The organism is Nonomuraea sp. NPDC048901 (assembly GCF_040649695.1).
Taxonomy (GTDB): Bacteria; Actinomycetota; Actinomycetes; order Streptosporangiales; family Streptosporangiaceae; genus Nonomuraea.
Genome location: NZ_JBEZFW010000031.1, coordinates 61,521 through 74,851 on the forward strand (window position 1 = coordinate 61,521; position 13,331 = coordinate 74,851).

14 protein-coding genes are annotated in these 13,331 nt (G+C 70.9%); 7 read left to right on the forward strand and 7 right to left on the reverse strand.

Annotation, left to right across the window (positions count from 1 at the left end; translation table 11 throughout):
- Positions 1-31 precede the first annotated feature (31 nt).
- On the reverse strand, positions 32-346 hold the full coding sequence (locus AB0C30_RS54870) for a rhodanese-like domain-containing protein (protein WP_357960031.1): 315 nt from the start codon (positions 344-346) through the stop codon (positions 32-34).
- A gap of 36 nt (positions 347-382) precedes the next feature.
- Here AB0C30_RS54870 and AB0C30_RS54875 point away from each other — a divergent pair, with 36 nt between their 5' ends.
- Positions 383-1,015: a helix-turn-helix domain-containing protein gene (locus AB0C30_RS54875; protein WP_357960034.1), complete on the forward strand. Its 633-nt coding sequence runs from the start codon at positions 383-385 to the stop codon at positions 1,013-1,015.
- A 29-nt stretch (positions 1,016-1,044) separates the two neighbouring features.
- Here the strand turns inward: AB0C30_RS54875 and AB0C30_RS54880 are convergent, their stop codons facing one another.
- Genes AB0C30_RS54880 through AB0C30_RS54890 form a run of 3 tightly spaced genes read right to left on the reverse strand, consistent with a single transcriptional unit; the run spans position 1,045 to position 3,962 of the window.
- A complete protein-coding gene (locus tag AB0C30_RS54880) occupies positions 1,045-1,857 on the reverse strand; it encodes an ABC transporter ATP-binding protein (RefSeq protein WP_357960036.1) in 813 nt (270 codons plus the stop codon).
- A 51-nt stretch (positions 1,858-1,908) separates the two neighbouring features.
- A complete protein-coding gene (locus tag AB0C30_RS54885; RefSeq protein WP_357960039.1) occupies positions 1,909-2,916 on the reverse strand; it encodes an iron chelate uptake ABC transporter family permease subunit in 1,008 nt (335 codons plus the stop codon).
- Entirely contained in the window at positions 2,913-3,962 is a 1,050-nt protein-coding gene (locus tag AB0C30_RS54890) for an iron chelate uptake ABC transporter family permease subunit (RefSeq protein ID WP_357960042.1), read from the reverse strand. The genes AB0C30_RS54885 and AB0C30_RS54890 overlap by 4 nt, the downstream gene beginning before the upstream one ends.
- Before the next feature lie 86 nt (positions 3,963-4,048).
- Between AB0C30_RS54890 and AB0C30_RS54895 the strand changes: the two genes are divergently transcribed.
- Both AB0C30_RS54895 and AB0C30_RS54900 read left to right on the forward strand, forming a co-directional pair.
- Positions 4,049-5,044: an ABC transporter substrate-binding protein gene (locus AB0C30_RS54895; protein WP_357960045.1), complete on the forward strand. Its 996-nt coding sequence runs from the start codon at positions 4,049-4,051 to the stop codon at positions 5,042-5,044.
- A gap of 190 nt (positions 5,045-5,234) precedes the next feature.
- Positions 5,235-7,265, forward strand: coding sequence for a zinc ribbon domain-containing protein (locus AB0C30_RS54900; protein ID WP_357960047.1), 2,031 nt, complete (start codon positions 5,235-5,237; stop codon positions 7,263-7,265).
- Here AB0C30_RS54900 and AB0C30_RS54905 read toward each other — a convergent pair.
- Together AB0C30_RS54905 and AB0C30_RS54910 are read right to left on the reverse strand one after the other, a co-directional pair.
- Positions 7,262-9,682 (reverse strand): helicase-associated domain-containing protein, encoded by a 2,421-nt coding sequence (locus tag AB0C30_RS54905; protein WP_357960050.1) that lies wholly within the window; start codon positions 9,680-9,682, stop codon positions 7,262-7,264. The genes AB0C30_RS54900 and AB0C30_RS54905 overlap by 4 nt on opposite strands.
- A 79-nt stretch (positions 9,683-9,761) precedes the next feature.
- On the reverse strand, positions 9,762-10,268 hold the full coding sequence (locus AB0C30_RS54910; protein ID WP_357960052.1) for an ATP-binding protein: 507 nt from the start codon (positions 10,266-10,268) through the stop codon (positions 9,762-9,764).
- 221 nt (positions 10,269-10,489) lie between these two features.
- Between AB0C30_RS54910 and AB0C30_RS54915 the strand changes: the two genes are divergently transcribed.
- The 4 genes from AB0C30_RS54915 (at position 10,490) to AB0C30_RS54930 (ending at position 12,693) form a co-directional block, all read left to right on the forward strand.
- Positions 10,490-11,311: a helix-turn-helix transcriptional regulator gene (locus AB0C30_RS54915; RefSeq protein ID WP_225299863.1), complete on the forward strand. Its 822-nt coding sequence runs from the start codon at positions 10,490-10,492 to the stop codon at positions 11,309-11,311.
- On the forward strand, positions 11,312-11,548 hold the full coding sequence (locus AB0C30_RS54920; protein WP_225299640.1) for a DUF397 domain-containing protein: 237 nt from the start codon (positions 11,312-11,314) through the stop codon (positions 11,546-11,548). It abuts the gene before it with no gap.
- A gap of 87 nt (positions 11,549-11,635) precedes the next feature.
- A complete protein-coding gene (locus AB0C30_RS54925; RefSeq protein WP_357960055.1) occupies positions 11,636-11,887 on the forward strand; it encodes a hypothetical protein in 252 nt (83 codons plus the stop codon).
- A 47-nt stretch (positions 11,888-11,934) separates the two neighbouring features.
- A complete protein-coding gene (locus AB0C30_RS54930) occupies positions 11,935-12,693 on the forward strand; it encodes a hypothetical protein (protein ID WP_357960058.1) in 759 nt (252 codons plus the stop codon).
- Between the two features lie 20 nt (positions 12,694-12,713).
- Here the strand turns inward: AB0C30_RS54930 and AB0C30_RS54935 are convergent, their stop codons facing one another.
- The gene (locus AB0C30_RS54935) at positions 12,714-13,298 is read right to left on the reverse strand and encodes a histidine phosphatase family protein (RefSeq protein ID WP_357960061.1); all 585 of its coding nucleotides are present in this window, start codon (positions 13,296-13,298) and stop codon (positions 12,714-12,716) included.
- Positions 13,299-13,331 lie beyond the last annotated feature (33 nt).

Here is a 13,331-nt window from a genome sequence, read left to right on the forward strand (position 1 = left end):
ACGTCCTTTGGCACGCTCCAAGAACTATGTTCTACGAGGACTCCACCGGCAGGCCCGCCGTCACCCAGTCCTCGATCCCCTCGACGTACCTGCGCACGTTCGTGTAGCCAAGGGAGGTCAGGCGGCGGGCGACGGCCTTGCTGTTGTTGCAGGCCGGGTTCGAGCAGTAGGTGACGATCGGCGCGTCCTTGTCGGGCAGCAGAGCGGGCGCCCGCTCGACGACCTCGCTCTCGACCAGCGCGATGGCACCAGGCAGGTGCTGCTGTTCGTAGTAAGCGCCGCCGAGCGTGTCGAGCACGGTGACCGTGCCGAGTGCGGCTCGGAGCTCGTCGCGGGTGATGGTCATTGTGGCCTCCGGTCCAAATGGACTACAGTCCGGTTTGTGGATGGCTCGAAAGCTAACGGACCGCGGTCCGGTTCGTCAAGACAGAGACTGGAACTGCTTCGCGGGGGCCCGGTCAACGAACGTGCGGACGCGGCGCGCAACAGGGAGAAGGTCCTTGCCGCCGCGGCCAGACTGTTCGCTGAGAAGGGTGTCGAAGCGGTCTCCATGGATGCGATAGCGACGGAGGCCGGGGTGGGGAAGGGCACGTTGTTCCGCAGATTCGGGGACAAGTCGGGGCTGGCGGTGGCGCTGCTCGACGAGCGCGAGCGGGTGCTGCAGGAACGCATCCTGTCCGGCCCGCCGCCGCTAGGCCCCGGCGCGCCCGCGCGCGACCGGCTCACCGCCTTCGTCGACGCCTATCTGGACTACGTGTTCGCCCACCTCGACCTGGTACGCATGTCCGAGACGGCCAGTCCGGGCGCCCGCTACCGGATCGGGGCCTACCGCTTCTGGCACCGCCACGCGGCCATCCTGCTGGCGGCCTCGCGCCCGGGGTCCGACGCGGACGTCCTGTCCCACGCGCTCCTGGCGGCGACCGCCGCGGAGGTGGCGGGCGTGCTCAGGGAGGAGTACGGCGAGGCCCGCGCCCGCGACGCGATCACCGCCCTGGTCGGGGCCCTGGTGGGCTGAGAGCGGGATGAGAGGGGGGAGCCGGTGGATCAGGCCGTCGTTCTCACCTGGCGGCGCGCCTCCGGGATGATGAGCGGAGTGCCCGACTGTGGGTCTTCGATGATCTCGCAGCGCAGGTCGAACACCTGGGCGACCAGGTCGGGCGTGACGATCCCGGCCGGGTCGCCCTCGGCCACGATGGCGCCGTCGCGCATGACGATGAGGTGCGTGGCGTAGCGGCACGCCTGGTTGAGGTCGTGCAGGACCGCCACCATCGTGCGGCCGGCCTCGTGCAGGTCGGCGCAGAGGTCCAGCACCTCGATCTGGTGGGAGATGTCCAGGAACGTGGTCGGCTCGTCGAGCAGCAGGATCGGCGTCTCCTGGGCCAGCGCCATCGCCAGCCATACGCGCTGCCGCTGGCCGCCGGACAGCTCGTCCACGATCCGGTCGGCCAGTTCGGACACGTCGGTGGCGCGCATCGCCTCGCTCACCGCGGTCTCGTCCGCGCGTGACCACTGCCGCATCAGCTTCTGGTGCGGGTAGCGGCCGCGGGCCACCAGGTCCGTCACGGTGATGCCGTCGGGCACGATCGAGCTCTGCGGCAGCAGCCCGAGTCGCCTGGCCACCTCCTTCGACGGCAGTGAGGTGATCACGCTGCCGTCGAGGTGGACCGCGCCCTTCCTGGGCTTGAGCATTCTGGCCAGGGCGCGCAGGAGGGTGGACTTGCCGCAGGCGTTCGGGCCGATGATCACGGTGAACGACTCGTCGGGGATCGTCACGTCCAGCTCGGCCGCCACGACGCGCTGGTCGTAGGCGAGGGTGAGGTCGCTGCCCGACAGCCGGGCGGACCGGGGGGTTGCCATCAGTGGCGGTCCTTTCGCGCGAACATCAGTGGCGGGCTTTTCGGAGGAGCATCAGTGGCGGTCCTTTCGGAGGAGCAGGGCGAGGTAGGCGCCGCCGATCGCGGCCGTGAGCACGCCGACAGGCAGTTGTGTGGGGGCGAGTACGCGCTGGGCGGCCAGGTCGGCGCCGGTCAGGAGGACGGCGCCCATGAGCGCCGAGGCGCCCATCGTCACGCCGGGCGACCGGGTCAGCCGCCTGGCCAGCTGCGGAGCCGCCAGGGCGACGAAGATGACCGGTCCGGCGGCGGCCGTGGCGACCGCGCACAGCAGCACGCCCGCGGTGATGGCCGTGGCCCGTACGGCCTCGACCCTGATGCCCATGGCCCGCGCCGAGTCGTCGCCCATCTCCAGCATTCGCATCGGCCGCGACACGGCGGCGCAGACCGGGAGCAGCGCCGCGAGCGCCACCGCCACCGGGATCGCGTGGTCCCAGCCGCGCCCGCTGAGGCTGCCCGTGAGCCACGCGCCCGCGGTCGCGGCGTCGTTGATGTTGGCCCTGGTCAGCAGGTAGGAGTTGGCGGACAGGAGCAGCGCGTTCGCGCCGATCCCGACGAGGACCAGCCGGTAGCCTTGCACGCCCCCGCGATGGGCCAGCGCGTACACCAGCACGGCGGTGCCGACGCAGCCCGCCAGCGCGCCGCCCGCGATCTGCAGCGCCGTGCCGCCCGCGATCACGCCGAGGATGCCGCCCGTCGAGGCGCCGGCGGTGAAGCCGATGAAGTCGGGGCTGCCGAGCGGGTTCCTGGTCAGGCTCTGGAAGATCGCGCCGCTCAGGCCGAACGCCGCGCCCACCAGCAGCCCGGTGACCACCCGGGGCGCGCGCAGCTTGCTCACGATCAGCTCGGCGACGGGCGTGCCCTGGCCGAACAGCGCGGTCAGCACGTCGGGTACGGACACGGTGAACTCGCCGGTCGAGATCGCAGCCACGGTCACGGCGAACGCGACCAGGACGAGGACCAGGGCGACGACGAGGGCCCGCGGCGCCAGCCGTACGGACCAGGGACCGAAGCGGAAGCTCATAGCGCGGCCAGCCTCCTGCGCCTGGCCATCAGGATGAAGATCGGCGCGCCGACCACGGCGCACATGATGCCCACCTGCACCTCGCCGGGCCGGGCGATGAGCCGCCCGGCCACGTCCGCCGCCAGCAGCAGCGCCGGAGCGGCCAGCAGCGTGTACGGCAGCACCCACCGCTGATCCTGGCCCACCACCGCGCGTACGGCGTGCGGCACGGCCAGCCCGACGAACCACAGCGGCCCGGCCGCCGCCGTGGCGGAGCCGCAGAGCAGCGTGACCGACACGGCCGTGAGGACCCGCGTACGGGTGACGGCCACGCCCAGGGCCTTGCCGGCGTCGTCGCCGAGCGCCAGCATGTTCAGCGGCCTTGCCAGCAGCAGCCCCACCACCAGGCCGACGACCATGAAGGGCGCGATCCGCAGCAGCACGTCGGAGGTCTGCCCGGCCAGCGAGCCGGTGAGCCAGAACCGCATCCGGTCGAACGTCTGCGGGTCCATGCGCAGGATGGCCGAGGCCACCGCCGTGAACACCATGCCGACGGCGATGCCGGCCAGCGCCAGGCGTACCGGACCGGCGCCCGAGCGGCCGGCCGAGCCCAGCGCGTAGACGACGACGGAGGCCACGGCGGCGCCGCCGAAGGCGAACCACACGTAGACGGCCGGGTCCGTGAGCCCGAACAGCCCGAGCGCGAGGGTGACACCCAGCGCGGCGCCCTCGTTGATGCCGAGCAGGCCCGGATCGGCCAGCGGGTTGCGGGTCAGGCTCTGCATCAGCGCGCCCGCCAGCCCGAGCGCGGCCCCCACGCCGATGCCCAGGAGGGTCCGCGGGACGCGTAACTCGCGGATGACCGTGTGGTCGCCGGACCCGTTGGGGGCGGTCAGCGCGTCCAGCACCGTGGACAGCGGCACCGATCGGGCGCCCAGCGCCACGCTGGCCATCGCCCCCAGCACCAGCACGCCGAACACGACCACCAGCCCACCGGCCAGCGCCGCCGGACGCCCCCGGGACGCCACGGGCTCGACCTCGGCCGGGCGCTCTTTTACCGCGGGCAACCCGCACCCCTTTCGTCACGGTCACATTTAGGCGAGGCTAAGGTAAAGCCCCACAACCAAGGCAAGCCTAACCTTAGGAGATGGACATGTCGGGACCGGTACTGCCTCGCAGGGGCTTTTTCGCGGCCACGGCGGGCGTCGCGGCGGCCCTGACGCTGGCGGCCTGCGGCGGCGAGGGCGCCGCCACCCAGGCGGCCCCGACCGGCGCGTCGGGCGCGGCCAGCGCGTGGACGTTCACCGACGACCGGGACAAGAAGCTCAGCCTGCCCAAGCGCCCCACCCGGGTGGTCGCCCAGGTCGGCGCCGCGGCGGCGCTGTGGGACTTCGGCGTGCGCCCGGTCGGCGTCTTCGGCCCGCACAAGCTCAAGGACGGCGCCAGGGACCCCCAGGTGGGCAACGTCGACATCACCAAGGTCACGGGGCTGGGCAACGTGTGGGACGAGTTCAACGTGGAGCAGTACATCGCGCTCCAGCCCGACCTGCTGGTCAGCAGCATGTACATCAAGGGCACGCTCTGGTACGTACCGGAGAAGTCGAAGGCCACGATCGAGCAGATCGCCCCGACGGCCGGCATCATGCTCACCGGGCGCAGCGCCATGGAGGTGATCGGCAAGTACGAGGAGCTGGCCACGTCGCTGGGCGCGGACCTGCAGGGGGTGCCGGAGGCCAAGGCCCGGCTGGCGGCGGCCGGCAAGGAGCTGGCCGCGTTCAAGGACCTCAAGATCCTCATGGTCTCGGCCGGCCCCGACGCCATGTGGGTGGTGAACCCGCCGGAGTATCCGGACATCGTGCACCTCACCCAGAACGGCCTGACCGTCGTCACGCCCGCCAAGGTCGACGAGGGCGGCTTCTTCCAGACGCTGAGCTGGGAGAACGCCGACACCTACGACGCCGACGTCATCCTCTACGACACCCGCACCCAGTCGCTCAAGCCCGCCGAGATGATGAAGAAGCCCACCTTCGCCAAGCTGCCCGCCGTCAAGGCCGGGCATCTCTACCCGTGGAGCGCCGAGGCCCCCTACAGCTACCAGGGCTACGCCGACTTCGTGGAAGGCCTCGTGGCCAACCTGAAGAAGGTATGAACGCTTGTCCTGATTCGCTGAGCGAATGTGGGTGGAGATGTGTTTCGGATCATCCGATCGTCTGTTTCGTGCCGGGATCGGCGAGCGGTGGGGTTGGGTGACTCCGGGATTGTCGGTGGCGGTGTGTAGCGTCGCGTGCACATGATGTGACTGATGGTTCGGGGAGGGGCGGGTGCGCATGGTGGCGTTGGTGGCGACCGCATCCTGTACCGGGTATCGGGCTGTGGTGGAGGCGAGTGGGGAGGTGGTGGCCGGGCCGGTGCTGGGTGAGCGGGTGGCCTGGCTGACCGCGCTGACCCAGGCGATGACGGCCGGGATCGTCGCTGAACGGTGGGATGCGCGGGATCTGGATCTTCTGGCCGGTGGGGTGGGGCCGGATGGGCGGGTGTTGCCGATCAAGGGGTGGGTGGCGATCCGCCGGCTGGGCTGGGGGTGTGCTGCCGCAGCGGGCAGTGGTGGGGTGTATCTCTCGGATCGGGTGCGGCGGTGCGCGGAGGAGCAGGCGGCTCGCATGTTGCGGGCGGCGGTGCATCGGCGGGGCGTCGTGGCGGCGATCTTGGCCACGTGGCCGCGGGATCCCCGGCGGCGTGACGAGGTGGAGCGGAAGGCGTTGCGCGCGGCGCTGCCGCAGGGGGTCAGCGCCGCCGAGATCCGTAACCGTACCCGGCAGATCCGCGCCGTGCTGGAGCGCGATGGCGTGTTGCCGGGTGACCTCACCGAGGTGGAGGAGCCGCCCCGGGTGGCCGCCCAGGCAGTGCTGGCGGCGGCCGACAGGCAACTGGTCACCCTGATTCGCACCGGCGAGTCCAGCGCGATGTTGCGGGTGCAGTTGCCGCTGAAGGCGACTCCGGCCTCCCGCAAGGATTGGGCGTGGCATGCCATCGCGATGACGCTGCCGCCCACTGTCGGAGCCCAGGCCCGGCCGTGCACTCCCACGGTGCGCATCGCCGACGGCCGGGTGCGTATCGATCTGCCGTTCCAGAGCCCGATCCCCTCAGCGCGGGCAGTCGGCCACACGGTGGCTCTGGGCTTGGACTGGGGCGTGAACACGCTGCTGACCGGCTCCGTCGCCCGGCTGCGCGACGGCCAACCGCGCGAGGGCCGGGTGTGCACCGACGGGCGGATGCTGCGCTACGACGCCACGGTGATCTCGGCCAAGCTGCACCGGCTGCGCGGCCACCGTGAACACCTGGCCGCCAAACGCGATCACTGCGCGGCACTGCTGTCCGGGCTGAATACCGCCGATGCCCATGATGTGCGCCGTGTGGCGCTGGAGCGCGGGCTACGGGTAGTGGCGGTGGAGCATGAGCGGGTGTGTGCCCGGATCCGGCGGCTTGATCATGCGCTGGCCTGGTCGGCGGCGCGGTGGGCGGTGGATCAGGCGGTCGCGCTCGGTGCCGGGGCGATCTATCTGGAGGATCTGGCCACGCTGGAGGCGCGTGGGGTCCGCCGGGGCAATGCGGCGTTGTCGGGGCAGGTGCGCGGCATGGTGATCGAGGCGATCCGGCATCTGGCCGCCAAGGACGGTGTCGCGGTGGTGACGGTGCCCGCACGGGGCACCTCCCGCTACTGTCCACGCTGCGGTGAGGGTGGCAGCGTGCTGCGGCATGTTCCGGCGCCTGACCGGCCGGGCGAGCGTGGCTGGAAGTGGGCCTACTGTCCGGCGTGCGGGCTGTCGTGCGACCGCGATCATGCCGCGGCCGAGCGGATCGCCGCCCGCGGCCTGCTCGGCCAGCGCCACACCCGGACCGCCCCGGGCACCGGCGTGCGCACCATCGCGGTGGTGGTGGAAGGCAACGTGACCCGGGCGCGCCGCCGCAACAGGCCCACCCGCGCGGCTCGTCGGGCCCGGCGCACCCAGACCGATGTGCATCCACGCCCACCGGCCCGGGCGCGCGCCAAGACCCGGCCGACCCCCAAACGGCGGCAGGTCAGCCGCACCAAGACGTTCAGCCGTGTGCCCGACCGGCGCACGGTGCCCGCCCCCGACCCCGGCACGCCCGGGATGGGAAAGCGTCCGGCGGGCCAGGCACCCCAGGCATCCCGCTCACCGGCGGGACGTACAGGGCCTGTACGCAATTCTCACCACCGGACTGGCTTCCACCGTGTCGCAGCCACCCCCGTACTCCCCCTGGGAACGTACGCAGGTGGCCCGCCACGCGCCACGCCCGCCCGGAATGCCGGAAATCCCCCGGCAAACACAGAGAATCGCAGACGCTAATAAGCTCCCGTGACCTCGACGATCTCGGCCAGCGGGAACTCCAGGTAGTCGCCGGCCTCCTCGCACCAGGCGTCGAGGGCGCCGCCCTTGAGTTCGCCATGGCTGATCGTCGCGGTCAGGCCGTCGGTCAGCGTGATGCCGGCCCGCACGCCGCGGTCCACGACGAAGCCCAGCAGCGACTGCTGCGCCGTGGGCAGCCTGGTCGCCATCCGGCCGATGACGGCCCAGGTGCGCCCGGCGCGCTCGTTCGCCGCCCGGCTGGCGCTGATCAGGCGGGCGGCGTGCTCGTGCGGGTCGGGGATCGGTTCGGCGATGATGTGCGGGATCGCCTCGGCCCCGCCGATCGCCGCCAGCTCCGACAGCTCGGCCACCTGGCCGCCGGGCAGCAGGATGAGCTTGCCGTTGTGGGGCTCCTCGACGCGGGTGCGGCGGATCGTGATCTCACCGCCGTCGGTGACGGGGACGGGCGAGTAGCCGTGCTCGCGCAGCGCGGCGAGTGTCCGTTCGGCGCCCGCCGAGCTCACCAGCACGGTGGGCGCGAGCAACCGCAGGCCGAGCCGGCTCAGCCGCCGGTGAGCGGCGATCTCGGCGAGCAGGGTCGGGTCGGAGGCCTGCACCACGCAGCCCACCGTGGTCACCGTCACCTCGCCGTGCCGGCGGGCCACGTCGCGTACGAGGTATTCGAGCGGCTGCGGGACGGTGCCGACGCCGGACAGCTCCTCCAGCAGCTCGTCGGCCTCGTAGCCGTGGTCCAGCGCGCGGCGCACGCTCTCGGTGGTGAACCGCCACACCGAGGCCGCGCCCCGCGACTCCCGCTCGGCCACCCGGTCGAGCAGCGCGGCCAGCTCGGCCGACGGCGGTCCCGTCACCACCGCGGTCAGGTCGGGGCCGAACAGCGCGCTCCTGCGCACGCTGGCCAGCGCCCTGGTCGACGCCTCCGCGAGTATCGGGTCGTGCTCGACCAGCGGCACCGCGTCGTCGCTCTCCTCGCCCGCCTTGGCGGCCAGCCCGGCCAGCGCCCTGCCCAGGTCGGTCAGCGAGTCGTTGGCCAGCAGGCCGAGCAGCCGCGCCTCGACGAGCACCGCGGACGCGCACTCGGCCAGCAGGTCCTGGTCGAGCATCGGGGAGTGCCAGTGGACGTTGCGGACCAGGCCGGCGCGATCGGCGAAGGCCGTGCCGGCCGGCAGGTGGGACAGGACCGACAGCACCGCCCGGCGCACGCGCGCCACGGCGGCGCCCGACTGGTCGTCGCCCAGCACGGTGCCGTACTTGCCGTCGATCTTGCGCAGCGACGAGCGCTCCATGCGCCACCAGGCCGACAGCAGCACCCGCAGCCTGGCCGAGCCCTCGTCGAGCCGCCAGCGGTCGAACCGCTCGGTGGGGATCATGCCGCCGGACGGCTCGTCCCAGGCCAGCAGCCTGGCCACGGTGCAGATCTCCAGCAGCAGCCGGGTCTCGTCCTCGTCGCAGCCGGTCTCCTTGGCCATCCTGCGTACCTCGCGCACGCCCACGCCGCCGGTCTTGAGCAGCGGCAGCGGCGCCTTGGAGGCGTTGTCGAGCAGTGCCGCGCACCGCTCCACCACGTGCGGAGCGGCCAGCGTCATCAGATGGTCGACCTCTTCCGGGTCGATCGGGATTGTGGCCACCTCGGGTGGTTCGGGGGTGAAGGGCGGGTGGTAGTCGCTGCCGCGCAGGCCGAGCGCCACCTCGCGCGGCATCTCGGCCACGTGCCAGCTCGGCCGGTAGAGGAGCCCGTGGTCGGCGGCCCACTTCTCCGGCGTGCCGGGCATGACGAACCGGCCGCCGTCGACATCGCGTACGGGGCCCTCCCAGGCGAAGCTGTCCAGCAGCCGGACCGTGCCCTCGGGGGCGGTGCGCAGCAGCGCGTCGAGCCGGTCCCGGTCGCCGAGCACCTCGCTGGCCCGGCTGACCGTGCGGCGCTTGTTGCCGTCGGGCGGGAGCCCCAGGTTTCTGGCGAGCGAGCGCAGCGTGTCGTTGCTGATCGTCCAGGAGTTGAGGTAGTGGTCGAGCGGCTCGCCCAGGCCGAGGGGCGCGGTCCACCACCGCGACACGGGCTCGGCCAGGCGGATGACGCCCTCGCCGTCGGGCCAGGCCAGCGCGTGGTCATGCAGGAGGTCGAGCCAGGGGGTCAGCTCCTCGGCCGGCACGCCGAGGAAGGCCGCCAGCCGCTCGGGAGTGGCGTGCCGCACGACCAGGCACGCCTGAGCCAGCTCAAGGCAGGGAAGGGGCAGGCCGCGCAGGGCCTCCATCACGGCGAATCCGTTGCCGAGCCGCTGGGCAAGGGTGTCGAGCCGCCGCGGCCAGGGGGCCGCGATGGCGTCGGGCCGGGTCGCCAGGATGCGGCCCAGCCTGTCTTCGTCAAGTGTTCTTAGCCAGCCGAGCAGGTGATCATCCATCTGTCAGCACTCTCATGGGGTCGCACGCAGGGACTCACCGTGAGCCATGAGCATCCACGGTAATGCAGATCACCCCCGGTCAGGAGAGGACTGCCCAGACGATCTTCCCGTGGGGCGCGAGTGCGGACCAGCCCCATCGGTGGCTGAGCGATTCGACGATGTGGAGTCCGAGGCCGCCGGTGTCGAGAGGGCCAGGGTATCTCAGCACGGGCACCGATGAGCCTGGATCGGTGAAGGCGCTGGTAACCAGCGCGCCGCGGCGCACCAGGGACATGTGGACCGGGCGATGGCAATGCGGCTCGGCCAGGCGTAATCCGTGTCGCAGGGCGTTGGTGGCCAGTTCGGAGACCACCAGCTCCATGTTCTCGATCAGCTCACCGAGCCCCCATCCCGTCAGGGTGCCGTTGGTGAAGCTGCGGACGGAGTGGATCGAGGACGCCGTGGGCGGGAGGACGAACGTGGCGCTCGAGGCCGGGCCTGGGACCAGCAGGTCACGCGCGGCCTCCGGCCACCACCCGACCGGGGGCCACCAGTCGAACGTGGTCCACGAGCCCTGCGTCGCCGTGGTGGATTGCACGTTGATCATTCTGGAGCAAACTCTCGTGCAGGTGCAAGAGCGAATGCACGTGCAGACACCGTGTGCAAGCGCTACCGTTGCCCCAAAAGGTCAATCAGTGGGAAAGGGGATCTTGTCCGCGGCATATGATCTTTCGGCCGTGGAGTGACAGACTGTGTGCTAAGGAAACGACCAAGGAGCAGCACGTGTCCCTCGATCCGCCCGGTTCAGGTTCGACCGTTCGGCGCATCATGCTTGGCGCCAGTTTGCGGCGGCTGCGTGAAGCCAGCGAGCTCACCCGCGACCAGGCCGGATTCCACATCCGGGCGTCCGAGTCGAAGATCAGCCGTATGGAACTCGGTCGCGTCGGATTCAAGACACGCGATGTGGAGGACCTGCTCACCCTGTACGGCGTCGTCGACGACGCCGAGCGCCGTGCCCTGCTGGAGATGGTCCGCGAAGCCAACACCCCCGGGTGGTGGCACAAGTATTCAGCCGTTCTGCCCGCGTGGTTCACCACGTACGTGGGGCTAGAGGAAGCAGCCAGCGTGATCCGTACCTATGAGGTGCAGTTCGTGCCCGGTCTGTTGCAGACGGCAGCATACGCACGCGCGGTATACCAACTCGGCAACCCCGATGAGACCCCTGGGCAGATCGAGCGCCGCGTGCATCTGCGCATGCAGCGACAAGAGCGCTTCACGCAGAAGGACGGCCCGCGACTGTGGGCGGTCATCGACGAAGCGACCCTCAAGAGGACCATCGGCGGGCGGGAGGTCATGTCCGAGCAGCTTCAGCACTTGCTGGAAGTCGCTGCCCTTCCCAATATCACCATTCAGGTGATGCCCTTCAGATATGGCATGCACGCCGCTGAAGGTGGCGCGTTCAGCATCTTGCGATTTCCCGAGTCCGACTTGTCGGACGTTGTCTATGTCGAGCAGCTCTGGGGTGCCCTGTACCTGGACAAGCGTGAGGACATCGATCCATATCTCACGGCTATGGAGCAGTTATGCGTGGAGAGCACCACGCCAGGGGGCACCGTCGAGCTCATCGGCGGTCTTCTCAGAAAGATGTAGATGAAGCAGACCTACAACGGCATGCCCGCGACTGACCTGCAGCAGGTCGCCTGGCGCAAGAGCCACTACAGCAACTCACAGGGGAACTGCGTCGAGCTCGCGAAGCTCCCCGACGGCGGGGTGGCGGTGCGCAACTCGCGCTTCCCCGATGGCCCGGCCCTGATCTACACCCGCGACGAGATCCGAGCCCTCGTGCTCGGAGTGAAGGATGGGGAGTTCGACGGCCTCCTGGTGTAACAGGTTGTTAACCTCCGGCGGGCCCCCTTAACGGGGGCGCGCCGGAGGCGTAACCGCCCCGCCTCCGGCGGACTCCATGATCAGCACATGCTCGACCAGATGACCCTTTATCCGATCGCCGACGACGTGCTCTTCGCACCCGGCGGCAAGGTCGTGATCCGCACCTACGGCGTCGCGCCCTCCGGTGCCGCCGTCTCCTATCGCACGTGGGTCACGGGTCTTCGTGACCAGCCGCGCTACTGGCACTGGGGACACTTCGAGGACGCCACCTCCGGGCACCGCAGGGTGCTGGAGTGGCTGACGGGGAGAGGGCCGCAGCCTACCCAAGCGGTCGCTTGATCGGCTAGGGTTGAGGCCGAGCAATCGCTTGGTCAAAGGAGCCCTGGATGCGGCGTGGGATCTACCTTCTCGAAGAGGTCGACTTCCGGCCGATGAACTCCCGGCGCCCGATGGAGTACCTCACCTGGCTGACCCGCTACAAGCGCGAGGACGAGGCCCGCCAGGCGCCCACGCTGACCTCCGGCATGTCCATCAGGTCCCGCGAGATCGACCTGGCCGGCGCCTTCTACGCCGTGGGCATCACCGGGCACCCGCAGTTCAAGGCGGTCACGCTGTGGGACTGCCACGGCGGCTGGGACGGCGGCTGGCGCCAGATGATGGAGATCTACCGTGGGGTGGACGACCGTCTGTTCCTGTCCGACATCGACGACCTGCGCTTCTCCGCCTTCTCCCGCCCGCTCGGCGCCGTGCCGGGCTGCCCGGACCTGAGCGAGGTGGCCACCGCCGAGTTCTACGTGTTCGAGAGCGCCCGCGTACGACCCGGCGCCGCCCTCGACTACCTGGAGGCGGTCCGCACCGAACGCGCCCCGCTGCTGGCCGAGCACGGGCATCACTTGGTCGGCCTGTACGAGGTGCTGTTCTGCGACACCGAGGCCGTCACGGTCTGGGGCGTGTCGCTCGACGACCACCTGCGCACCCAGCGGGCCCGCGACGCCGCCCTCGGGCTGGACGACGAGGTGCCGCCGGACCCGCGCCTGCTCGACTGGGCCAGGCGGGCCCGCGACTTCCTCGACGGGCCGTGGCGCGAGACCCTCCTGTCGCCCTTCCCCGGCAGCCGTCTGGCGCCCGGAGGCACATCGGGTTAGCGTCGGGCTGCTCGCCGGGGTCAGGCGACCGGTGCGTTCCAGGTGGTCACCACGGGTTCGGCGTGTTCGTAGCCCAGCCGTGAGTACGTGCCGGTGTCGAGCTTGAACAGGCGGCCGTCGGTGGGCGGCAGGTCCAGCCAGCGGGCCGTCAGCACGCGCAGGAAGTGCCCGTGCGCCACCAGCGCCACCCGCCCCTCGGCCGCCTTGGCCCTGGCGATCACCCGGTCGGCGCGCGCGCCCACGTCGGTCGCGCTCTCCCCGGGATGCTCGGCGTCGCCGGGGGTCACGCCGTCACGCCACAGGTACCAGCCCGGCCGGGTCTCCCGGATCTCGGGCGTGGTGATGCCCTCGTAGCCGCCGTAGTCCCACTCCCACAGATCCGCGTCCACCTCGTACGCCTCCAGCCCGGCCAACTCCGCCGTCCGGCGGGCTCGCTGGGCGGGGGACACCAGCACCAGATCGAACGTCATCTCCTTGACCAGCGGCGCCAGCGCCCGCGCCTGCTCCTCGCCCTCGGGCAGCAACGGCACATCGGTGCGGCCCGTGTGCTTGCCCGCCTTGCTCCACTCTGTCGCGCCGTGCCTGAGCAACACCATCTCGTCCATGACTTCCATCATCCGGCACGGTTGACCTCAACC

Bases quoted from the DNA above. Each gene is read 5' to 3' on its own strand.
- AB0C30_RS54895 (WP_357960045.1), top strand. From the start codon at position 4,049: ATGTCGGGACCGGTACTGCCTCGCAGGGGCTTTTTCGCGGCCACGGCG.
- AB0C30_RS54870 (WP_357960031.1), bottom strand. From the start codon at position 346: ATGACCATCACCCGCGACGAGCTCCGAGCCGCACTCGGCACGGTCACC.
- AB0C30_RS54880 (WP_357960036.1), bottom strand. From the start codon at position 1,857: ATGGCAACCCCCCGGTCCGCCCGGCTGTCGGGCAGCGACCTCACCCTC.
- AB0C30_RS54920 (WP_225299640.1), top strand. From the start codon at position 11,312: ATGAAGCAGACCTACAACGGCATGCCCGCGACTGACCTGCAGCAGGTC.
- AB0C30_RS54935 (WP_357960061.1), bottom strand. From the start codon at position 13,298: ATGGACGAGATGGTGTTGCTCAGGCACGGCGCGACAGAGTGGAGCAAG.
- AB0C30_RS54910 (WP_357960052.1), bottom strand. From the start codon at position 10,268: ATGATCAACGTGCAATCCACCACGGCGACGCAGGGCTCGTGGACCACG.
- AB0C30_RS54925 (WP_357960055.1), top strand. From the start codon at position 11,636: ATGCTCGACCAGATGACCCTTTATCCGATCGCCGACGACGTGCTCTTC.
- AB0C30_RS54915 (WP_225299863.1), top strand. From the start codon at position 10,490: ATGCTTGGCGCCAGTTTGCGGCGGCTGCGTGAAGCCAGCGAGCTCACC.
- AB0C30_RS54930 (WP_357960058.1), top strand. From the start codon at position 11,935: ATGCGGCGTGGGATCTACCTTCTCGAAGAGGTCGACTTCCGGCCGATG.
- AB0C30_RS54905 (WP_357960050.1), bottom strand. From the start codon at position 9,682: ATGGATGATCACCTGCTCGGCTGGCTAAGAACACTTGACGAAGACAGG.
- AB0C30_RS54885 (WP_357960039.1), bottom strand. From the start codon at position 2,916: ATGAGCTTCCGCTTCGGTCCCTGGTCCGTACGGCTGGCGCCGCGGGCC.